General features: G+C 71.8%; 11 protein-coding genes. 3 read left to right on the top strand and 8 right to left on the bottom strand.

What is annotated here, in order from left to right; genetic code table 11:
• Positions 1-42 precede the first annotated feature (42 nt).
• The gene (locus ACZ6S4_RS19945; RefSeq protein WP_465476376.1) at positions 43-2,118 is read right to left on the bottom strand and encodes a S9 family peptidase; all 2,076 of its coding nucleotides are present in this window, start codon (positions 2,116-2,118) and stop codon (positions 43-45) included.
• A gap of 140 nt (positions 2,119-2,258) precedes the next feature.
• On the opposite strand from ACZ6S4_RS19945, the gene ACZ6S4_RS19940 reads away from it, so the two are divergent.
• Positions 2,259-3,434 (top strand): FAD-binding oxidoreductase, encoded by a 1,176-nt coding sequence (locus ACZ6S4_RS19940; RefSeq protein ID WP_465476350.1) that lies wholly within the window; start codon positions 2,259-2,261, stop codon positions 3,432-3,434.
• Positions 3,435-3,780: 346 nt separating this feature from the next.
• Here the strand turns inward: ACZ6S4_RS19940 and ACZ6S4_RS19935 are convergent, their stop codons facing one another.
• The 6 genes from ACZ6S4_RS19935 to ACZ6S4_RS19910 all read right to left on the bottom strand — a co-directional run bounded on the left by ACZ6S4_RS19935 (position 3,781) and on the right by ACZ6S4_RS19910 (position 13,861).
• Positions 3,781-4,395 carry a dihydrofolate reductase family protein gene (locus tag ACZ6S4_RS19935; RefSeq protein WP_360550761.1) on the bottom strand — a complete coding sequence of 205 codons (615 nt, stop codon included), beginning with the start codon at positions 4,393-4,395 and terminating at the stop codon, positions 3,781-3,783.
• 54 nt (positions 4,396-4,449) lie between these two features.
• Positions 4,450-5,025: a dihydrofolate reductase family protein gene (locus ACZ6S4_RS19930; protein ID WP_465476375.1), complete on the bottom strand. Its 576-nt coding sequence runs from the start codon at positions 5,023-5,025 to the stop codon at positions 4,450-4,452.
• A gap of 38 nt (positions 5,026-5,063) precedes the next feature.
• Positions 5,064-7,709 carry a glycosyltransferase gene (locus tag ACZ6S4_RS19925; protein ID WP_465476349.1) on the bottom strand — a complete coding sequence of 882 codons (2,646 nt, stop codon included), beginning with the start codon at positions 7,707-7,709 and terminating at the stop codon, positions 5,064-5,066.
• Positions 7,706-10,708 carry a glycosyltransferase gene (locus ACZ6S4_RS19920; protein WP_465476348.1) on the bottom strand — a complete coding sequence of 1,001 codons (3,003 nt, stop codon included), beginning with the start codon at positions 10,706-10,708 and terminating at the stop codon, positions 7,706-7,708. Before ACZ6S4_RS19920 ends, ACZ6S4_RS19925 begins: the two co-directional genes overlap by 4 nt.
• Positions 10,705-11,502, bottom strand: coding sequence for a glycosyltransferase (locus ACZ6S4_RS19915; RefSeq protein WP_465476347.1), 798 nt, complete (start codon positions 11,500-11,502; stop codon positions 10,705-10,707). The genes ACZ6S4_RS19920 and ACZ6S4_RS19915 overlap by 4 nt, the downstream gene beginning before the upstream one ends.
• Positions 11,503-11,842: 340 nt before the next feature.
• Positions 11,843-13,861 (bottom strand): SpoIIE family protein phosphatase, encoded by a 2,019-nt coding sequence (locus ACZ6S4_RS19910; RefSeq protein ID WP_465476346.1) that lies wholly within the window; start codon positions 13,859-13,861, stop codon positions 11,843-11,845.
• Between the two features lie 111 nt (positions 13,862-13,972).
• On the opposite strand from ACZ6S4_RS19910, the gene ACZ6S4_RS19905 reads away from it, so the two are divergent.
• Positions 13,973-18,379: a HAMP domain-containing protein gene (locus tag ACZ6S4_RS19905; RefSeq protein ID WP_465476345.1), complete on the top strand. Its 4,407-nt coding sequence runs from the start codon at positions 13,973-13,975 to the stop codon at positions 18,377-18,379.
• An 80-nt stretch (positions 18,380-18,459) separates the two neighbouring features.
• Complete coding sequence (locus ACZ6S4_RS19900; RefSeq protein ID WP_360821343.1) at positions 18,460-19,008, top strand: response regulator; 549 nt, start codon at positions 18,460-18,462, stop codon at positions 19,006-19,008.
• A 1-nt stretch (position 19,009) separates the two neighbouring features.
• Here the strand turns inward: ACZ6S4_RS19900 and ACZ6S4_RS19895 are convergent, their stop codons facing one another.
• Entirely contained in the window at positions 19,010-22,513 is a 3,504-nt protein-coding gene (locus ACZ6S4_RS19895; RefSeq protein ID WP_465476344.1) for an NB-ARC domain-containing protein, read from the bottom strand.
• Between the last annotated feature and the right edge of the window lie 38 nt (positions 22,514-22,551).

Here is a 22,551-nt window from a genome sequence, read left to right as displayed (position 1 = left end):
GCGGCGCGAGCCCGGCCGACGCGGCCGGGCCCACGCACCCGGTCAGGCCAGACCCAGGGTGTCCAAGGTCCAGGCGTTCACGAACGCCTCTTCCTTCCACGCGTCGTAGCGGCCGCTGGGACCGGCGTGCCCGGCGCCCATCTCGGTCTTCAACAGGTACGCGCCGTCGGGCGCGACCGAGCGCAGCCGCGCGATCCACTTGGCCGGCTCGTGATAGAGCACCCGGGTGTCGTTCAGGCTGGTCACGGCCAGGATCTTCGGGTACGCCAGCTTCCCGACGTTCTCGTACGGGCTGTAGGACTTCATGTAGGCGTACACGTCGGCGTCCTCGAGCGGGTTGCCCCACTCCTCCCACTCCGTCACCGTCAGCGGCAGCGACGGGTCCAGGATGGACGTCAGCGGGTCCACGAAGGGCACCTGCGCGACGATGCCCGCGAAGGCCTCCGGCGCGATGTTGGCCACCGCGCCCATCAGCAGGCCACCCGCCGAGCCGCCGCGCGCCACGAGCCGCTCCGGCGTGGTCCACGACGACGCCACGAGCGCCCGCGCGCACGCCACGAAGTCGGTGAACGTGTTCTTCTTGGCGAGCATCTTGCCCTCTTCGTACCAGCGCCGGCCCATCTCACCGCCGCCGCGGATGTGCGCGATGGCGTAGACGACGCCGCGGTCCAGCAGCGACAGGCGGGGGATGGAGAAGTACGGGTCCATGCTCAGCTCGTACGAGCCGTAGCCGTACAGCAGCAGCGGCGCGGTGCCGTTGCGCGGCGTGCCCTTGCGGGCGACGACGGAGATCGGCACCTTGGTGCCGTCGTCGGCGACCGCCCACTCGCGGAACTGCTCGTAGTCCGCTGGGTCGTAGCCGCCCAGCACCGGCTTCTGCTTGCGCAGCACCATCGCCCGGGTGATCAGGTCGACGTCGTAGACCGATTCCGGCGTGACCATCGAGGTGTAGCTGATCCGCACGATGTTCGTGTCGTACTCAGGGTTACCCGCGAGCCCGACGCTGTAGATCGGCTCCGGGAACTCCATGTCGTAGCTGTCCGTGCTGCCGTCGGCGAGCACGCGCAGGCCGGTGAGCCCGTCCCGGCGCTGCGAGACGACCAGGTGCCGCTGGAACGCGTCGACGGACTCCAGCCGGGTGCCGGGCTGGTGCGCGATCAGCTCGACCCAGTCGCCCGGGTTGTCCACCGAGGTGTACGCCAGCGCGAAGTCCTCGGCGTTCTCGTTGTGCAGGATCAGGAAACGGTGTCCGTGGTGCTCGACGGAATACTCGACGCCCTGGACCCGCTCGCGGATGACGGCGGGCTCGGCGGTCGGGCGGGCGGCGTCGATGACGCGTACCTCGCTGGTGACCTTGCTGTTGGCGTCGATGACGATGAACTTCTCGCTGCGGGTGAGCTCCACGCCGACCCAGAAGCGCTCGTCGGCCTCCTCGAAGACGACCACGTCCTCCGCGGCGGCCTGCCCGACGATGTGCCGCCACACCTTGTTGGGCCGCCAGGCGTCGTCGACGGTGATGTAGAAGAGCGTGGACCCGTCGGCCGACCAGGCGGTGCCGTAGAAGGTGTCGGGCACTTCGTCGCCGAGCACCTCGCCGGTCTGCAGATCCTTGACCTTGAGCAGGAAACGCTCGTCGCCGTCGAAGTCGACGGAGTAGGCGAGGCGGTCACCGGACGGGCTGACGTCGAAGGTGCCGAGCGCGAAGAACTGCTTGCCCTCGGCGAGCTCGTTGCCGTCGAGCAGCACCTCCTCGCCCGGCAGTGGGGCGCCGTCACCGGTGGCGGGCGGGTCGACGGCATCTGGAGCGGCGGCGACGCGGCAGTGGATGCCGTACTGCTTGCCCTCGACCGTGCGGGTGTAATACCAGTAGCCGCCCTTGCGGCTCGGCACCGACAGATCCGTCTCCTGGGTGCGGCCCTTGATCTCGTTGAAGATCGTGTCCTGCAGGTCGGTGAGGTGTGCCGTGGCCGCCTTGGTCCAGGCGTTCTCCGCCTCGAGATAGGCGATCGTGTCCGGGTTGTCCTTCTGGGCGAGCCACGAGAACTCATCCGTGACAGTGTCGCCGTGGAAGGTGCGCTCGGCGGGCACCTGACGGACCGCGGGCGGGGTCGTGGGCATGTCGGTGGTCACGCTGAACCACGTTACCGGGAGGGCAGTGCCCGGGGCGGTCACACGCACGTCTCCCCTCGCCATTCGAACATGTGTACGATATGCCAGAGTGGACGATCTTCGAGCTGTGCGATCTTCGGGGAGGGCTGATGGTGACCGCGCTTCCCGGGCGTGAGCCGCTGCTGCGCGCGCTGATCGACATATGTGGTCCCGACTTCGCCCGCGAGGCGGCCGCGCCGGACATGGTGGCCGGCCACCTGGCCAGCTTCGTCGCGGCGCCGGCCACGACCCGCGCGGTGATGGACACGATGCGCCTCGCCGCCGAGCGCGGCCTGGCCGTGGTGCCCCGGGGCAGCGGTTCCAAAATCGACTGGGGTGCGCCGCCGCAGGGCATCGACCTGCTGCTGGACACCCGCCGCCTGGACGGCATCTGGGACCACGACGTCGAGGCGATGACGGCCCGGATCGGCACGGGCACGCCGGTGCGGGCGGTCCAGGCCGCGCTGGCGCTGCGCGGCCAGCGCCTGGCGGTGGACCCGCCGTCGGCGGAGGCGACGATCGGCGGCATGCTCGCGGTGAACGAGTCGGGCCCGCTGCGCCACCGGTACGGCAGCCCGGCGGCCCAGGTCGACCGGATCAGTTACGTGGACATCGAAGGGATGCCGGCGGAATCGGACGGCGAGCACGGCCGGCCCGGCATCGCCGAGGTGGCCGGCGTGATCGTGTCGGCCGCCGTCCGCCTGCAGCCACTGCCGGCGGCCCGCCGCTGGGTGAACGTGCCGGTCGCGACGCCGCTGCAGGTCCACGACGTGGTCGAGGCGACGCTGGCGCAACGCCTGTCACCGAGCGCGATCGAGGTCGACCTGCCGGTCCCGGCCGGCAGCCGCACAGCGATGCAGTCGTCGGGGGCGCTGGCGGTGCTGCTGGAGGGGGACGCGGCCGAGGCGAGCGAGCGCGCGCGGCGGCTGGCCACGGTGCTGGGGAGTGCGGCTGTGGTGACCCCGACCGCGCCGAGGTGGTGGGGCAGATATCCGTTCGGGCGTGAGGATGTGGCGCTGCGGATTGCTGTGCCGATCTCGGACCTGCACGCGGCGGTTTATGCGCTGCGGGACGTGGCGGGGATGGCGGTGCCGGTGCGGGGGTCGGCCGGGATGGGGACTGTGCACGCGGTGCTGCCGGGGAGTCTGCCGCCGGAGCGGGTCGAGGGGATCCTGGACGCGGTGCGGGGGGTGCTGCTGGCTCGTGGGGGGCGGTGCGTGGTGGTCGCGGCCCCACCACCGATCAGCACGACGGTGGCCATGGCCGGCCGGCGCGACCTCTTCTGACGGCTCGCCGGTCGGGCAGTTCCGGCGCGGCGGCTGAGGTGGCGGGCTCGCCGGCGGTGGTAGCGGCGGGAGGTGTCCGATGGCGCGGTCTCGGCGGGTTCGTTGGCCCATCGGGCCGGTCGCTCGGGTGTGGAGTCGGCCAGCTCCGGATCGGGGCCGGCCTGGCCGGTCTCCACGCCCAGGCGAGTTGCGCTGTGCCGGCGAGGCCGGCATTGGCTTGCGCGGGCCGGTCTTCGCCGGCTGGGCGGTCGATCCTCGCCTGGCCGGGTCGGCCGTCGGCGACCGTGCCGGCGCGGCGGCCGCTGACCTGATGGTCCTCGACCGGCCGTTGGGTGCCCCGCGCGGGTCAGCGGTAGGCGGGTTCGCGGGCCAGAGCGTCCGCGGCCAGGTGGCGGCCCAGCTTGGCCAGCGAGCCCACCGCATAGGTCAGGTAGGCGAACTGGCCCATCTGAGCGACGTGGGTCAGCGCCAGCTGCTGCGAGGTCAGCCGGCGGGGCAGCAGCGGTGTGCCCGCGCCCAGCATCGCCGGGGCCATGGCCAGGATGATCTCGTCGAGCAGGCCCGCGTCCGCGAACTCGCTGACCAGGTCACCGCCGCCGGCCAGCCAGACGTTGCGGCCCTGGGCGGCGACCATCATGGCTTCGTGCACCCGTTGCACGTCGCCGCTGACCATGAAGACGTTGGCGTCCGGCACCGGCGGGAGCTCGCGGTGGGTGAAGACCCAGCACGGTACGTCGCCGTACATCTCGTGCCAGTTCTCCGGCTCCTCGAGCACGTTGTCGTTCTTCAGCACCCATTCGTAGGTGGCGGCGCCCATCGCGAAGGCGCCCACGCCGGAGAAGAACGCGCCGAACGGGTTGTCCGTGCCCTCGTCGACCTCGAACAGCCAGTCGAGCGAATTGTCCAGATCGGCGGTGAAGCCGTCGATGCTGGTCGCGGTGTAGTACTGCGTCTTTGCCACCCCATCACGATGCCACGGCGTAGCCGACAAAAGGGCTGATTCCGGCGTAGCGGGTCAAGCCGGCGGACCCACCCGATACGTCAGGTACGCGAACTGCCCCACCTGCCGCATCCCGGTCAGCGCAAGCCGCGCAGAAGTCAGCTTCCGCGGCAGCAGAGGCGCACCGGCCCCCAGCGTCACCGGAGCCACCCCGAGAATGATCTCGTCCAGCAGCCCGGCGTCCGCGAAGGCACCTGCCAGCTCACCGCCGCCGACGACCCAGATGTTCTTGCCCTGAGCCGCCTCGCTCATCGCCGCATGCACCGGCCGGACGTCGCCCTGCACGAACCGCAGATCAGCGCCCGGAATCGGCGGCAGCGACCGGTGGCTGAACACCCAAGCCGGGGTGTCGCCGTAGTACTCCGCCCACTTCAGCGGCTTGTCCTGCAGGGCATCGTGCTCCAGCACCCACTCGTAGGTGGTGGCGCCCATCGCGAAGGCGCCCACGTCAGCGAAGAAAGACGCGAACGGGGCGTTGCCCGCCTCTTCCTCGCTGCCCTCGCCGACCTCGAACAGCCAGTCGAGCGAATTGTCGGCATCGGCGATGAATCCGTCGATGCTGGTCGCGGTATAGAACTGTGTCTTCGGCACGGCATCCAGCTTGCCCCAGCGGTACGACAAAAAGTGCGCTAGACCGCCACCGCCGCCACCCGCGGTTCTCGCGCGTCGACCTCCGCCACGGCACGGTAGATCGTCAGCTGGGCCGCCGCCACCAGGTCCCAGTCGAGATGGCGCACCGACGCCGGGCCTGCCGCGCCGAGCCGGCGGCAGCGGGCCGGATCGTTGGCCAGCGCGATGAGCGCGGAGGTCAGCGCTGGCACGTCCTCGGCCGGTACGGGCACCCCGACCCCCTCGTGCACGAGCGCCCGCAGGCACGGGATGTCGAACGCCACCACCGGTGTCCCCACCGCCAGCGCTTCCGCCGCGACCATGCCGAAGGTCTCGTAGCGGCTCGGCATGCAGACGAACTGCGCCCGGGCCAGCAGGTCGAACCGCTGGGCCCCGTCTATCCGGCCCAGCCAGTGGACCCGGTCCTCGATGCCGAGCGCCCGCACCCGGGCCAGCAGCTCTTCGGCGTCCGGTCCGTCGCCGGCCAGGTGCAGGTCGGCCCGGATGTACGGCGCCGCCGCGGCGTACGCGTCCAGCAGCAGGTCCATGCCCTTCTGCGCGATCTCGAGCCGGCCCAGGAACAGGATGTGGTCCCCTCGGCCGAATGCCGCTGTGCCCTGCCACGCGGCCGGTTCGAGACCGTTGGGCAGCGCGTGCACCTCGGCGTACGGGTTGCGCCCGCGCAGTTCCGCCGCCAGGTCCTCGCTCACCGCGATCAGTTTGTCGTGTGCGCCCACCCCCAGCCGTTCGACCAGGTGGAACGGGAGGTGGTACTGCCGGGCCTTGTCCTGCGCGAACAGCCACTGCACGACGCCCACCACCGGCGTACGGGTCAGGTAGGGCACTGCGATGCTGGAGAACGGCGCCGCGAAGTCCTCGACGATCAGGTCGGGCCGCCAGCGGCGTTCCAGGCGCCACAGTCCGGTGAGGACCGCGCCGAAGTAGGCAAGCAGGGACGGGAAGTGTCCCGGGAGAGCCGGCCAGCCGCAGGGCACGTACCGCACGCCGTCCTGGACACGTTCGGTGAAGCCCGGGTAGCGGCTGCACGCGACGACCACTTCGACGCCCTCGGCGGCCAGGCGGCGGTTCACTTCGTGGGTGCGCACCGAGCCGCCGCCCGCGCCGGGGCGGGCCGGGTCCTCGAAGCCCAGGTGCAGCACCCGCATCGGGCCTGCCGGCCGGGGTCGTGGCTTGACCAGCAGCAGGGTGGCGACGCCGAGGGTCGCGGCGGCGAGCAGCCAGGCGACGAGGTGATCGGTCAGTTGGCCGAGCAGCAGCCAGGCGAGGGCGCCGGACAACACTGGGCCGATGACGGTCGCGGGCGCCCGTACCGAGCGTCCCTGGCGGTCGACCAGAGCGAGCAGACCGGCTGCCGCGCCCAGGGTCGCCGCCGCGGACGCCCAGGCCAGCTGGGCGGGGTCCGCCGCGACGAAGGGGTAACCGCAGCCGCTCGCGAGCAGTGCGGTGACCAGTACGCCGGCGGCTGCGCGGAGCTGGTCGCGGGCCTGGAGATAAGCGATCAGCAGCGTGGCCAGTGCGCCGCCGAAGCCGGCAAGGGCCAGCGGCGGGAGCAGGGACAGTGACGCCAGGTACTCGGTCGGCAGCACGACCTCGACCAGTTCGGCCGGGACCGTGGCCACGCCGGCGGTGATCAGAGCGCTGAGCAGCAGGAAAGTGCGCAGGGTGGCGCGGAAGGCGCGGTTGGCGCCGCGATCGCCGTGAGTGCCGACCATGCGGGGGAAGACGGCGGTGGCCAGGGCGGTGGCCAGGAACAGCGGGATGCGGGCGAGTACGAGCAGCGCCTGGTAGCCGGCGAGGCCGTCACCGCCGCGCTGCAGCGCGGCGCCGATGATGACGTCGAGGGTGAGCAGCAGGGACAGGGCGGCCTGACCGGCCGCGAGCCCGGCGGCGTGCCGGGCCAGCGCGCGGGTCCCGCCGGCTACCGCACCGGTACGCGGGTCCGGAGCCTTCGACGTGGTGGCTCGCCGGCCGGGGCGGAGTTCCCGGGTCTTCAGGCCGGCCACCTGCGTGTCCCGGGTCCGCCAGTCCGTCACCCGGGCAGGCGCCGGCGGCGAAACGGGCGGCGGCGCCCACAGGTCGCGGCCGAGCGTCAGCAGGCTCCACAACGCCGCCGTGCCCGCGCCGACCGCGAAGGCGCCGATCACCCCGGCGCTGCCCCAGCCGATCAGGGCGGCCAGCACCGCCAGGGCGATGCGGATGGCCACCTCGAGGATGCGGACCCCGGCCAGCGTGGCGAAGTTCCGCTCCCCTTGCAGCACACCGGCACCGACCGCGCAGAGCAGGATGAACACGGTCGCCGCCGCCTCGCCGGCGAGCAGCGTGGGGCCGGCATAGGACGCGGACGCGACCAGCACCACCAGGGAGCAGACCACGCCCAGGGCCAGGCTGGCACCGAGACCGAAGCGGATCGCCCGCCGCCGCCGCGCATCACCCCGCCGGCTCAGCGCCGCTTCCCGGGCCATGACCCACGGCACCGCCGCGCCGGCGATCGTGCCCACCGTCAGCAGCAAAGTGGACACTGCCGCAAAGCGGGAGAACTCGCCCGGCGACAACAGGTGCACGAGGACCAGCGACAGCCCGTAGTTCGCCACGCCGGTGAACGTGGTGGCCGCGAGCATCAGGCCCGCGCCGCGTGGTGCGCTCATGCGGCTGCCCCGTCCGCCGCCACGAGCTTGCGCACGTCGTAGACCCGCAGGTCGCCCATGGTCCGGCCGTGGGCCGCGAAGACCACGGGGGCCTGGCGGTCCAGGACCGCGACGAAGTCGGGCCGGGCCAGGCCGTAGCCGCGTTCCGCCAGCGCGGTCGACACCACCACGTAGTCGACGCCGTTGCCGACCAGGGCCGGCACCGTGGACCACTGGCCGAGGCGTACGCCGGTCAGCACGAACTGCGCGACGTCCTCGGTGGCCGAGACGGTGCTGTCGGCCGGCAGACCGGTCGCCGCCCAGGAGAGCAGCTTGCGGTACGTGTCGTCGGGCCGCGTACGCGTGTCGGCCCAGATCGCGCCGTCCCCGGCCAGCACCGCCAGAACCGCCGCGACCGCCACGCCGGTGCCGAGCCGCCGCACAGCCGGGAAGCGCCGCGGGGCCCGCAACGCCATCTCCAGCCCGGCCGCGATGATGACCACGCTGGTCACCATCACCGGGTAGAACATCTGCTCCTCGAGCGTGCCGAAGGCGACCGCGTAGCCGATGAAGGCGAACGCCCCGACGCCCAGCGCCGTGACCACCGACGGGCTGCCGCCGGCCAGCAGGAACCGCCACGGTCGGCGGCGGCGGGTGACGACCAGCGCGGCGGTCACCAGCGCGCCGATCACGATCAGGCCGTACGAGGCGCCGAACGTGGCCAGGTTGGCGGCCAGCCGGGCGGTGAACGACTCGGCCCCGGCCTGGTTGAAGCCCGTCGACTGCTCGACCCCGGACACCCGGGCCAGGCCGCTGACCTTCTCCGACCACCACTCGGGCAGCATGCCGAGCGCCGCCATCGAGGCCACGTACGCGAAGTAGCCGGCGATCACCGTGCCGAGCGCGGTCAGGCGTTGCCGCCGCTGGCCGCGTTCGGTGGTGAAGCACAGCAGCACGAGCGGTACGGCGGTGACGAACGCGTACCACTCCTTGGTCAGGATCGAGGCGCACAGCAGGCCGCCGCTGAGCAGTCCCCACCACACCGGCCGGCGGGTACGGAACGTCAGCACGACCATGCCCAGCACCGCCGCCGCCATCGCCGGTGCTTCGAGCATCACCCGGCTGTCGAAGCGCAGCAGGAACGGGTCGACCGCCAGCAGCAGTCCCGCCGCGACCGCGATCGGCAGGCGTACGACGCGCAGGAGCAGCAGGGTCGTGCCGGCGCAGACCACGGCACCGGCGACGGCTACGACGGGCCGGGCGTGCAGCACCAGCTCGGCGGTGCCCGTGGGTGTCGGGAAGAAGTCGAAGATGCCGGCCAGCACCAGGAAGAAGCCGGGCGGGTGCAGGTGGAAGGGCCCGCCGTTGAGGGTCAGGCCGGTGCCGGCGGCGAGGTTGCGGGCCACCCCGGTGTACGAGATCTCGTCGACGAAGATGTCGTAGGCCCGGCCGATCGCGATCAGCCGTACGGCCAGGGCCAGCGCGAGGACCGCGAGAGGCGCCACGAACAGGCGGGCGAGCCGGGTCGCGCGGCCACGCCGGACCGGGACCTGGGCCAGGCCCGTCGCCCGGTCGGTGCCGATGGTCCCGGTCGGCGGGTGGCTCTGCCAGCCGAGCAGATCCCGGTGCCGGGCCAGCCGTACGCGTACGCCCGGATCCGTGACGTCGACGCCCAGCCGGGTGAGCACCCGCCGCCCGTCGTGCTCGTCCGCACCGGTGAGCAGCAGCATGGCCCGCCCGCCGTCGATGTCGATCAGGTCGGTGGCCCGCAGCATCGTGAGGTCGGCCCGGTTGAGCTGGGCCGGCGGCATGGTGACCAGGGTGGCGCCGTCCGAGCTGGTCCGGCGGTCGCCGCCGGCGGTGGCCAGGCGCTGGCGTTCGGCGGTGAGCACGGCGGACAGGTGGCCGGCGGTTGCCGCCCAGGTGAACCGGCCCGCCCAGGCGCGGCAGCGCTGCGACCAGGCCGCCGCCTCGACCGGGTCGGCGAGCGTGCGCAGCGCCACGAGCAGCGCCGTCCCGAGCGCCTGCGGCATGTCGTCCGCGGCCTCGACGAGCCAGCCGGTTTCCTCGGGCCGGATGGTGTCGCGCAGCCCAGGTACGGAGAAGGCCACCGCCGGCACTCCCGCCGCCGCGGATTCCATGACGGACAGGCCCCAGCCCTCGCCCATGGACGCGCTAGCGGTCAGCCAGGCGGAGTCGACCAGGGCGTCCCGGGTCGCGTCGTCGACCCGGCCGTGGAACCGGACGTGCCGGTCGAGCCCCAGCTCACGGGACAGCTGCTCGAGCCCGGTGCGGGCCTCGCCGTCGCCGACGAGGTGCAGCTCCACCCCGGGCAGATCCCGGGCGACCACCCGTACGGCGTGCAGCAGCACGTCGAAGCGCTTCTGGGTGACCAGCCGGCCGACGCAGACGATCCGCGGCACCGGGGCCGGGCGCCGCCGGCGCGGTGGGGGCATCTCCTGGCCGCAGGGCGCCAGGTGCACCGGGCCGCGCAGGGAGAGCCGGCGCCTGATCTCGGCGCGCGACGACGGTGAGACGGCGCAGAGTGCCCGGTTGCCGTAGACCCAGGTGCTGACCTGGTTCTCCAGGAACTGGCCGAGGCGCGCGGCCGGCTTCGGGAAATGCACCTCGAACTGGTCCTGGTGCACGTGGTGGATGACCAGGGCGACCGGCGTCCGGCGGCGCAGGGCGAGCGGCGTGAAGAACGGGATGCCGTTCTGCGAGTCGATGACGCCGTCGATCGAGCGCCGGTGCAGCAATAGCCACAGCAGCACGTACAGGTAGACGGTGTAGGTGCCGCCGCCGCGCACGACCCGGCCGTACGCCGTCGTCTCGGATTTGTTCTGGCCTTTTGCCCGCGCGGTCAGATAGGTGACGCGGACGCCGTCGGCGTGCAGTTCCGCGGCGACCCGCTCGCAGTAGAGTTCGGCGCCGCCGCCCTGCGGGTGGGCGCTGTCGCGCCAATTGCAGATGACGATGTGCCGATCACGCCAGGCATGGCGGGAATAGCGACCGCTCACGCGGCGACCCGCAGCGCGTGCCGCCGCACCCGGCCCGCGGTGGGCACCTCGCGGTGCAGCCGCCACAGCTCCCCGGCGACCTTGCGGCCGTCGGCGACCAGCCGGAACGTGGAGCCTTCCTGGTCGCGCCAGGCGACCGGGATCTCCACGACGGAAAGGCCCAGCGTCCGCGCCCGCGAGACGACCTCCAGATCGAAAGCGAAGCCGGAGAGCTTCACCTGGGAGAAGACGGCCCGCGCGGCCTGCGCGTCGAAGAATTTGAAGCCGCACTGGGTGTCGGCGACCGGCCCGGAGTATCGCCGGGCCAGCATCCGGAAGCCCGCGCCGCCCACGCGTCGCACGAGCGGCTGCCGTAACTGCAGCTCAGCGCCCTCGCAGCGGCGCGAACCGATCACCACCTGGCGGCCGGCGCGGAGCTGGTCGAGCGCGTCGTCGATGGCCTCGGCCGGCGTGGCCAGGTCGGCGTCGCAGAAACCGACCCAGCGGGCGGTGCTGGTCAGCATGCCCCGGGCCACGGCTGCGCCTTTGCCGCGGCGCGAGCAACCCGTGACGGTCACGGGGACGCCGGCAGCTGCGGCCCGGTCGACACATTCGGCGGTACGGTCGGAGCTGCCGTTGTCGATGACCCGCAGGGAGCCGTTGATCCGGCGCCTCCGCAGGTGGCCGGCGAGCGCCATGACGGTGTGGCTCAGCCGCCGTTCCTCGTTGTACGCCGGGATCAGGATCTCCAGTTCGGGCGCCGGGACGGGCACCGGGAACCGGCCGCGATAGACCACGTCGGAAAATGCCGACATGCGTATCCACCCCTTGTCATTCGTTGATCGAGGCGTTTCGCGGGTCATCCTTTCAGTGGGGCCGGACCCCCCATGTCCTCCTTTTGGTCAAGGGATCGAGACATGTCGAGGTGTGGTATCCGCCCTTCAGGGTGGCTCCCGATCTTTCGTATCCGAAGCGTCGACGTCCAGGTGTCTGACGTTTTCGGCAATCGTCTTCCTACCTCGCAAAACCGACACAATGATTCGGGCATTTACCTTCGGAACGGCAAATGACGATTGTGTTACGGGGAGGTTTTCGACGGCCTTGATGTGACGCATGACTCCGCAGGCAATTGACGCCGAGTGATGGCCGGCCCGATTAGACGGCGTCGTTGCGCAGGACGAGGATCGCGATGTCGTCCCGGGGCTCCTCGACCGAGAAGTTGATCGTCGTCGAGCGCAGCCGCGCCGCCATCACATCCGCCGGGTAGCCCGCCAGTGGCGTCGCCGCGTCCCGCAGGCGCGACGTGCCGAACAGCTCCCGGCCGCGCCGGCGTTCCGTCACGCCGTCGGTGTAGAAGATCAGCGAGTCGCCGGGGTGCAGGGTCACGTCCACGTCCGGGGAGGTGATCGTCTCCAGCAGGCCGAGCGCCGTGCCGCCCTCGCCCACGAAGGATGTCTTGCCGTCCGCGCGGACCAGGACCGACCGGTCGTGGCCGGCCAGGTGCAGGCAGACCTCCAGGTCCGTGCCCGCGCGCTTCACCGTGGCCATGGCCAGCGTGCAGTAGCGTCCGCCGCCGCGCTGGACCAGGGTGCGGTTGACCCGGCAGAGGATCTCCGTCATCGGCTTGCCGTCGTCCACCAGGATCCGGATCACGTCGCGGACCAGGCCGGTCACCGTCGCGGCCTGGACGCCCTTGCCGGACACGTCGCCCACCACGACCACCCAGCGGTCGTCGCCGGCCGGGACGACGTCGTAGAAGTCGCCGCCCACCTCCGAGCCCGTGGGCACGTACTCGGCGGCGAAGCCGATGCCGGTGACGTGCGGCAGTGCCGGGGGCAGCAGCGAGGCCTGCAGGGTCCGGGCGACCTTGCGGCGTTCGTCGTGGATGCGGGCGTTGTCGATGGCCAGCGCCGCGCGGCGGGCCACGTCCTCCAGCACCGCCACCTCGTCGCCGTCGTGCCGGTGCCGCTGGTGGCGGCCCACCGCGAGGGTGCCCAGCCGCTGCCCGCGGGCGACCAGCGGCACCGCGAAGCCCTCCGGCGGGGTGCCGAACATGACCTGCTGGCCGAGCCGGGACGCTTCCTCGAGCCGGGCCAGGATCGAGTCCGGTCCGGTCTCGGCGAGCGTCGCGTGCAGCTGCGGCACGGCGGCCTCGTCGGCGTGGGTGGCCGCGGCGAGCTGCAGCCGGCCCCACGCGTCCGTGGTGTGCACCGCGCACCACTGGCCGAGCCGGGGCACCACCAACTGCGGGATCAGCGCCATCGTCAGGTTGACGTCCAGTGACTGGGCCAGCAGCTCGCTGGCCTCGGCCAGGAACGTCAGCCAGGTCTGCCGGCGCAGGTCGGCCCGGCGCAGCCGGTCGTTCTCCAGGTGCAGCGAGAATCGCTCGGCGACGATCGTGGCCAGCGGCTGGGCGTATCCGGCCGGGGACGCGTCCAGCTCCAGCTCACCCGAGTACGGCCGCTGCACGGTGAGCGGCACCCGGATGGTCTCGGCGTCGTCCCGGGGAGCGCGGCCGTGCCGGGCCAGCAGCTGGCGTCCACCGCCGTCGCCGCGGTCGAGCCGGACCACCCCGCCGGTGGCCCCGGTGAGCCGGGCGAGGCGGGAGAGCAGTTCGGTGCCGAACTCGGCCAGGCTCTCGTCGGTGAGCCGTTCGGGGCTCATCTGCAGCAGCGTGGTCAGTTCGCCGACGGACGGGGCGACCTCGTCGTCGGCGGTGGCCACGGGGATGCCGTCACGCGCCGGGCCCTTGCTCTCCAGGCGGAACCAGACGCCCTTGCCGACGCCCTCGTGCACGGTGCCCCAGCGGCTGGCGAAGTGGTCCACGAGCAGCAGCCCGCGACCACGCTCGGCGACCTCGCCGATGTCCGACTGCTCGTTGCGGGGGCCGACCGCGAGCTGCTCGACCGGCCCGGGGGCGAAGTCGGTCACCGTGACGGTGAGCCCGGCCGGGTCGGCGTCGACCTCGATGTCCACTTCCGTGCCGGCGTGCACCACCGCGTTCGTGGACAGCTCGGTGGTGAGCAGCAGGGCCTCGTTGACCAGGGAGTCCAGCCCGGCCTCCTCGAGCACCGAGCGGACCAGAGCGCGCGCCGCCGCGGGCGTACGCCGGTCGTTGGGCAGCCGGACCCGGCGCACGAGAGCTGCCGCGATACGTCCCGCCTCTACCGACACGCCTGCATCCTCTCCCGCCGACCGGCTTCACACAAAGCTGCACCTCGCGCCGGACTGTCCCGGCGAGGGATGATGGAGCGCCCCAGCCGTTGGACAGCGAATGAGGACAGCATGACTGCGACCCACCAGGTCAATGTCGGCGTGCCCGACGAGACTGCCGTGCTCGTCGAGCTCGCGGAAGCCCTACGCCGAGTGAGCCGTGGCGATTTCAAGGTTCGCCTGCCCCGGCGCAGCGGTGTCGCCGGTGAGGCCGCGGATGCCTTCAACGAGGTCGTGGCGCTGCAGGAACGGCAGAATCGCGAGGTGCGCCGGATCAGCCGGATCGTCGGCCGGGACGGCCGGCTGACCGAGCGGCTGGACGAGGAGGGCCTCGACGGCGCCTGGGCCGACAGCGCCCGCTCGGTCAACTCGCTGATCGACGACCTGGGGCGGCCCACCACGGAGATCTCCCGGGTCATCGTGGCCGTCGCGGACGGTGACCTGTCGCAGCACATGGCACTCGAGATGGACGGGCGACCCCTTCGGGGTGAATTCCTGCGCATCGGCCGGGTGGTCAACACGATGGTGGACCAGCTGTCCTCGTTCGCCGACGAGGTGACCCGGGTGGCCCGCGAGGTCGGCACGGAGGGCGAGCTCGGCGGCCAGGCCGACGTCCGCGGCGTGGCCGGCACCTGGAAGGACCTGACCGACTCGGTCAACACGATGGCGTCGAACCTGACCCACCAGGTGCGCTCGATCTCGCAGGTGGCGACGGCCATGGCCCGCGGCGACCTGTCGCAGAAGATCACCGTGACGGCCCGCGGTGAGGTGGCCGAGCTGGCCGACACCATGAACGGCGTGACCGACACCCTGCGGCTCTTCGCCGAGCAGGTCACCCGGGTGGCCCGCGAGGTGGGCACCGAGGGCAAGCTGGGCGGCCAGGCCGACGTACCCAATGTCGCCGGCACCTGGAAGGACCTCACCGACTCGGTGAACTCGATGGCGTCGAACCTGACCAGCCAGGTCCGCAACATCGCCCAGGTCTCCACCGCGGTCGCCAAGGGCGACCTGTCGCAGAAGATCACGGTGGCCGCGCAGGGCGAGATCCTCGAGCTCAAGGACACCGTCAACACGATGGTGGACCAGCTCTCGTCGTTCGCCGACGAGGTGACCCGGGTGGCCCGCGAGGTCGGCACCGAGGGCCGGCTGGGCGGTCAGGCCCAGGTCCGCGGCGTCTCCGGTACGTGGCGCGACCTCACCGAGAACGTCAACCAGCTCGCCGCCAACCTGACCGACCAGGTCCGCAACATCTCCCAGGTCTCGACGGCGGTGGCCAAGGGCGACCTGTCGCAGAAGATCACGGTCGACGCCCGCGGTGAGATCGCGGAGCTGAAGAACACCATGAACACGATGGTCGACCAGCTCTCATCGTTCGCCGACGAGGTGACCCGGGTGGCCCGCGAGGTGGGTTCCGAGGGCAAGCTGGGCGGCCAGGCCGAGGTCAAGGGCGTTTCCGGTACGTGGCGCGACCTGACCGACAACGTGAACTACATGGCTTCCAACCTGACCAGCCAGGTCCGCAACATCGCCTCGGTCACGACCGCGGTGGCCAAGGGTGACCTGTCGCAGAAGATCACGGTCGACGCCCGCGGGGAGATCCTGGAGCTGAAGTCGACGGTCAACACGATGGTGGACCAGCTGTCGTCGTTCGCCGACGAGGTGACCCGCGTGGCCCGTGAGGTGGGCTCCGAGGGCAAGCTCGGTGGCCAGGCGCAGGTGCGCGGGGTGGCCGGCACGTGGCGTGACCTGACCGACAACGTGAACTCGATGGCGTCCAACCTGACCGCCCAGGTCCGCAACATCGCCCAGGTCTCCACCGCCGTCGCCCGCGGTGACCTGTCGCAGAAGATCACGGTCGACGCCCAGGGCGAGATCCTGGAGCTGAAGTCGACGGTCAACACGATGGTGGACCAGCTGTCGTCGTTCGCCGACGAGGTGACCCGAGTCGCGCGTGAGGTGGGCTCCGAGGGCAAGCTGGGCGGCCAGGCCCAGGTGCGCGGCGTCGCCGGCACCTGGCGCGATCTGACCGACAACGTGAACTACATGGCGTCCAACCTGACCGCCCAGGTCCGCAACATCGCCTCGGTCACCACCGCCGTGGCCAAGGGCGACCTGTCGCAGAAGATCACGGTCGACGCGCGCGGTGAGATCCTCGAGCTCAAGGACACCGTCAACACGATGGTCGACCAGCTCTCCTCGTTCGCCAACGAGGTCACCCGGGTCGGCCGCGAGGTCGGCATCGAGGGCAAGCTCGGCGGTCAGGCCGAGGTCAAGGGCGTTTCCGGTACGTGGCGCGACCTCACCGACAACGTCAACCAGCTCGCCTCCACGCTGACCACCCAGCTGCGCGCCATCGCCGAGGTGTCCACGTCGGTGACCCGCGGTGACCTGACCCAGAGCGTGGCCGTCGAGGCCCAGGGCGAGGTCGCCGAGCTGAAGGACAACATCAACCAGATGATCGTGACGCTGCGCGAGACCACCAAGGCGAACGCGGAGCAGGGCTGGCTCGACTCCAACCTGGCCCGTATCGGTGGCCTGCTGCAGGGCCAGCGGGACCTCGGCGAGGTCTGCCGCATGATCATGACCGAGGTGACGCCGCTGGTGGACGCGCAGCTCGGCGCGTTCTTCATGGTCGACCACGAGGAGGCCGTGATGCGGCTGCGCCTCGCCGCGTCGTACGGCTACGTCGCCCGCAACCATGAGGTGACCTTCGGGCCCGGTGAGGGACTCGTCGGCCAGGCCGCGGTCTCCCGCCGTACGATCCGGGTCCGGGCGACCCACGACGGCGTCCTGACGATGCGCTCGGGTCTCATGTCGATGCCGCCGAACGACCTGGTCGTGCTGCCGGTGCTGTTCGAGGGCGAGATGCTCGGCGTGATCGAGTTCGCCTCGGTGGCCGCGTTCTCCGGGCTGCACCTGACCTTCCTGGAGCGCCTGGTGGCGGCCATCGGCGTCGCGCTCAACACCATCCAGGCCAACCGCCGGACCGAGGAGTTGCTGGCCCAGTCGCAGCGCCTGGCCCGCGAGATGCAGGACCAGTCGGCCGAGCTCCAGCGCACCAACGCCGAGCTGGAGGACAAGGCGCAGCTGCTCAGCGAGCAGAAGGGCAACATCGAGACGAAGAACCGGGAGATCGAGCTGGCCCGTCTCGGCCTCGAGGAGAAGGCGCAGCAGCTGTCCCGGGCGTCGGCGTACAAGACCGAGTTCCTGGCCAACATGAGCCACGAGCTGCGTACGCCGCTGAACTCGCTGCTGCTGCTGGCCCGGCTGCTCGCCGACAACCCCGAGCACAACCTGACCGAGAAGCAGATCGAGTTCGCCCGCACCATCCACAGCGCCGGCTCCGATCTGCTGTCGCTGATCGACGACATCCTCGACCTCAGCAAGATCGAGGCCGGCCGGATGGACGTCGAGCCGGACCAGGTCGACTTCGACGGCGTCCGCAGCTACGTCGAGCAGGCCTTCATCCCGCAGGCCGAGGAGAAGGGCCTGGAGCTGCGGGTGGAGGTCTCGCCGGAGCTGCCCGAGTCGATCGTCACCGACGCCCAGCGGCTCCAGCAGATCCTGCGCAATCTGCTCTCCAACGCGGTCAAGTTCACCGACAACGGCTCGGTGACCCTGAGCATCTACCCGGCGCCGGCCGACCTCGACTTCGACATCCCCGGGCTGGCCTCGGCCCAGCAGGTGGTCGCCTTCGCGGTCAGCGACACCGGCATCGGCATCTCCGACGAGAAGCTCAGCCTGATCTTCGAGGCGTTCCAGCAGGCGGACGGCACGACCAGCCGCAAGTACGGCGGCACCGGCCTGGGCCTGTCGATCAGCCGCGAGTTCGCCGCCCTGCTCGGCGGCACGATCGTGGTCTCCTCGGCACCGGGCGAGGGCTCGACGTTCACGCTCTACATGCCGGACGTCCTGATCGGCGACGCGATCCCGACGCCGTCCCTGCCACAGCTGCCGGCGTCGACCTCGGCCGGCGAGCCCCGCCGCTCGCTGTCGTCGCTGGACCTGCCGCTGATCACGCCCCGCCCGGAGCTGGAGACGCACACGGTCAGCCCGGCCAGCCGCCAGCTCGACGGCGCCACCGTGCTGATCGTCGACGACGACGTGCGCAACGTCTTCGCGCTGACCAGCGCCCTGGAGATGCACGGGCTCAACGTGCTCTACGCCGACAACGGGGTCGACGGGGTCCGGCTGCTGGCCGAGCACCCCGAGGTCGACATCGTGCTGATGGACGCGATGATGCCGGAGCAGGACGGCTACGAGACCACCCGCGGAATCCGCCGCAATCAGCGCTTCGCGGACCTACCGGTAGTCTTCCTGACAGCGAAGGCGATGCCCGGCGACCGGGAGTCGGCGCTGGCGGCGGGGGCGAGCGACTACATCACCAAGCCGGTCGACCTGGACGAGCTCATCGAGCTGATGGCCCGCTGGGTGAACGCGTCCGACACTTCCGGGACGGAGCACAAGGATGGCCTTTAGTCCGATCAAGGGTGGCGGCGGGGAGGTCGGACGGGTGGCCTTTAGTCCGATCAAGGGTGGCGGCGGGGAGGTTGGACAGGGTGGCTGAGCGGGCCAAGGCGTTGCTGGTCGATGACCGGCGCGACAACCTGTTGGCGCTGGAGGCGATCCTGCAGGGCCTGCCGGTGCAGGCGGTCGCGGTGGAAAGCGGCGAGGCGGCGCTGAAGCAGCTGCTCACGGACGACTTCGCGGTGATCCTGCTGGATGCGCAGATGCCCAACATGGACGGCTTCGAGACGGCCGGCCACATCAAGCGCCGCGAACGCACGCGGCACGTACCCATCCTGTTCCTGACGGCGGCGGACCGCGACGCCCAGCTCGCCTTGCGCGGCTACGCGGTCGGCGCGGTCGACTACCTGACGAAGCCGTTCGACCCGTGGGTGCTGCGGGCCAAGGTCTCCATCTTCGTCGAGCTGTGGACCAAGACCCAGCAGCTCAAGGCCCAGGCCGAAGCCAGCCGGGAGCGGGAGGCGCAATGGCAGCGTCTGACCGACCTGGTGGACGAGGCCGCGAGAGCCCTGCGCGCGGGCGGCGACGAGGCCGCCGGCGAAGCCCTGGAACTGCTGGAGAAGGCCCGCTGGGGCAACTGACTCACCGCCCGACGAGGTCGAAGGTGTAGACGGCGCCACCGGCACTGCCCGCACTGATCCCGGTCCCGTCCGGTAGGGCGACGCAGGTGGTCAGCGCCGCGTCGACCCGCATGGCGGCGACGGGGGCCGGTTCGTCGGGACGCCAGACGGTGATGGTGCCTTCGCGCGAGGCGGCGGCTATCCAGCCGCCGTCCGGTGCGATCGTCAGGGCGCTGATCGACCGGTCGTGCCCGGTCAGCACGTGCCGGCAGGCGCCGGACGCGAGATCCCAGATGCGCACCGGGCCGCCCTTGCTGCCGGCGGCGAGCCAGCTGCCGTCCGGGGCTGCGACCAGCCCACTGATCCACCCGTGGTGGCCGCCGAACACATGTCGGCAAGCGCCGGTGGCGGGGTCCCAGACGCGCACCGTGAAGTCACCGCTGCCGGTGGCCAGCCAGCTGCCGTCCGGAGCCGGCACGGGTGGACCGATCCAGTTGCCGTGGCCGGTCAGGTCATGGCGGTGATCGCCGGTGGCGGGGTCCCAGATCCGGACCGTGCCGTCGAGGCAGCCCGCGGCGAGCCAGTCACCTTGCGGACTCACGGCGAGGCGTCCCACCCCGCTGCCGTGGCGCAGCACGTGCCGGCAGTTGCCGGTGGCGGGGTCCCAGATCCATACGGTGGTGTCCGCAGCCCCAGTCGCCAGCCAGGTGCCGTCCGGGGCCACCGCGAGCGCCCGGATCCAGTCGTGCTGGCCTTTGAGCACGTGCCGGCACCGGCCGGTGAGCGGCTCCCAGATCCGCGTCGAGCTCACGCTGCTCGCGGCCAGCCAGGTGCCGTCGGGGGAAACGGCCAGCGCACTGATCGGACTGCCGTGCCCGCTGATGACCTGCCGGCACGAGCCGGTGGCGGCGTCCCAGACCCGTACGGTGTGGTCCTGACCGGCCGTGGCCAGCCACGTGCCGCCGGGCTCGCTCACCAGCTTCGTGATCCGGCCGCTGTGGCCGCCGGGGGCGGCGTCGGCCGAAGTCGTCGCCGGCTCCCAGGTCCGCGCCGTGCGGTCGTATCCCGCCGTGACCATCCATCGCCCGGTGGGCTCGGTGGCCAGCACGGTGATCCGGTCGGTGTGGCTGGAGCAGACCCCGGTGCACTCACCCGTCGTGGGGTCCCAGAGCCGGACCGTACGGTCGTGGCCCGCGGTGGCCAGACGCGGCTTCGCGCCCGCGACGATCGCCAGCGCGACCACCCAGTCGGTGTGGCCGGACAAGACGTGCCGGCAGCGGCCCGTGACCGGGTCCCAGATCCGGACGGTGTTGTCGTGGCTGGCCGTGGCCAGCCAGGCCCCGCCCGGACCGGCGACCATGGCGCAGACGATTCCCGTGTGGCCGCGCAGGACGTGCCGGGCCGCCCCGGTCGCCGGGTCCCAGATCCGGACCGTGCTGTCGCCTCCGGCGGTGGCGAGCCAGGCGTCGTCCGGTGCCGCGGCCAGGCAGGCGATCCAGTTGGTGTGGCCTTCGAGGACGTGGGTGCGGTGACCCGTCGCGCTGTCCCAGAGACAGACGGTGTGATCCTGCCCGGCGCCGGCGATCCAGCTGCCGTCCGAGGCGACGGCGAGCGCGGTCAGCCGGTCCGTGTGACCGGTGAGCACCGAACGGCAGTCACCGGTGGCGGTGTCCCACAGCCGTACGGTCCGGTCGTCACCGGCGCTGGCGATCGATCCACCCGGGGCGGGAACCGCCAGCGCCGTCACCGGGCCGGTGTGGCCGGCCAGGATCTGCCGGAGTGCGCCGGTCGCCGGGTCCCACAGCCGTACGGTGTGATCGGCGCTCCCGGTGGCCAGCCACCTTCCGTCGCTCGCCGTGGCGATGGCGGTGATCTCGCTGGTGTGTCCGGTCAGGACATGGTCGGTGGCGCCGGTGCCCGGGTTCCAGATCCGGACGGTGTGGTCACCGCCGCCGGTGGCGATCCACCTGCCATCGGGAGCCACGGCGAGCGCGGTGACCCGGTCGGTGTGGCCGGTGAACGTCCGCAGCAGGGCCGGGTGGGGCAGGTCGGGCAGCGGCCAGCGGTTGGCCAGGCGCGGCGTGGGCAGGCCGGGCACGTGTGCGCTGATCGTGGACTGGAACGTCGCGATGAAGTCGAGCCGGCTGACCAGCACCGCGGCCAGTGTGTGCTGGGGAACGATCGGGGTCAGCAGGTGGGCGTTCTGCCTGATCTTGCGGCCGAGGAGCCGCGCGATGTCGGTGGGCACCCGGGCCAGGTCCGCCTCCGCCCCGGCGGGGCCGTGCCGGCGCAGCCGGCCGGCGATCCAGCGCAGGTCGGTGACCGTGGCGGCCAGGTAGTCCGGTTGGCCGGCGCCGAGTACGTGCTCGGCGAAGTGCCGGATCAGATAGTCGTGCTGCTCCGGCAGGTCCCACCACGCCGGTCCGTTCGCGGTGAACACCGTCTGCGCGGCCGCGTCCAGCAGCCGGACGTGCAACGGGCGCAGGCCGGGCTCGCCGACCTCGTGGATCAGGTAGGACCGGATGACGTCGTGCAGCCGGACCGTGCCGGCGTCCTGCCGATATTCGAGGACGAGCGCGAGGTCGGCGAGCGTCCGGCAGACGGCGCGGACCTTCCGCGCGCTGGTGGCCCACAGCATCTCGAGGACGGTCACGGGCACGTCGGCGTCCTCGGAGAAGACAGCCATCTCGAAGAACCGCTCCACGGTGTCGGACGGGAGCAGGTCCAGGCTCGCCCGGACGGTGGCCCGTACGGCCCGGCCGCGGTGCTGCACGTTGTCCAGGTCGAAGGTGACCGGTCCGTCCTCGTCGAGCCGGTCGACAATGTCCTGCAACGCCTGGTCCACCGGGGTGCCGTAGTCCACGGCGCTGACCAGGGCCCGGTTGGCCAGCGTCAGCAGCACCGGCCAGCGACCGGTCGCGGCGACCACCCGGTCGACCGAGCCGCCGGCGATGCCGGGGATGTCGCGGGTCAGCAGAGCCGCCGCCTGCACCGCGGTCATCCGGTCGAGCGGCACGCTGTTGCGCGGGTCGATCAGCCGCCGGTGCCGCGTGGTCAGCAACCGGCGGCAGCGGCGGCCACCGCAGAGGAAGGGTTCCACCTGCTGGTCGGTCCAGGCGTCGTCGATGACCAGCAGCATCGGATCCGGCCGGGCGTCCAGGACCTCGCCGAGCCGGAAGCCGGCCTGCAGGGGATCGGTCAGCGCCGGCCGCACCCCGGTGAGGTGGACGACCAGATCGTTCACCCGGGCGGCCAGCTCGGCGCCGGCCACCTGCTCGCCCAGCGTGACCCAGAGCAGGCCACCCGGAAACCGCTGCTCCACGCGTGGCTGGTGGCAGATCCACTTCGCCAGCGTGGTCTTTCCGAAGCCACCCGTGCCGTGCACGCCCGTGATGCCGACCGGGTCGCTGTCGTCGGCGCACACCAGGTCCAGCAGCCGGTCGGTGACCTCGGGCCGCGCGACAATGTCGTCGGTGAGCGGTGGCGCCAGCCACGGCCGGCGCGGCTCCGCCGAGACCGATACCACGCTGTGTCCCCCGTCCGAGCCGAGTGTGCGGTCCAGGG

This window comes from Actinoplanes sp. NPDC051405, assembly GCF_055586185.1.
This window is presented reverse-complemented; position numbering and strand designations above follow the sequence as displayed.

Coding starts and splice junctions, on each gene's coding strand:
- ACZ6S4_RS19940 (WP_465476350.1), top strand. CDS start 2,259: ATGGTGACCGCGCTTCCCGGGCGTGAGCCGCTGCTGCGCGCGCTGATC.
- ACZ6S4_RS19945 (WP_465476376.1), bottom strand. CDS start 2,118: ATGCCCACGACCCCGCCCGCGGTCCGTCAGGTGCCCGCCGAGCGCACC.
- ACZ6S4_RS19925 (WP_465476349.1), bottom strand. CDS start 7,709: ATGAGCGCACCACGCGGCGCGGGCCTGATGCTCGCGGCCACCACGTTC.
- ACZ6S4_RS19905 (WP_465476345.1), top strand. CDS start 13,973: ATGACTGCGACCCACCAGGTCAATGTCGGCGTGCCCGACGAGACTGCC.
- ACZ6S4_RS19915 (WP_465476347.1), bottom strand. CDS start 11,502: ATGTCGGCATTTTCCGACGTGGTCTATCGCGGCCGGTTCCCGGTGCCC.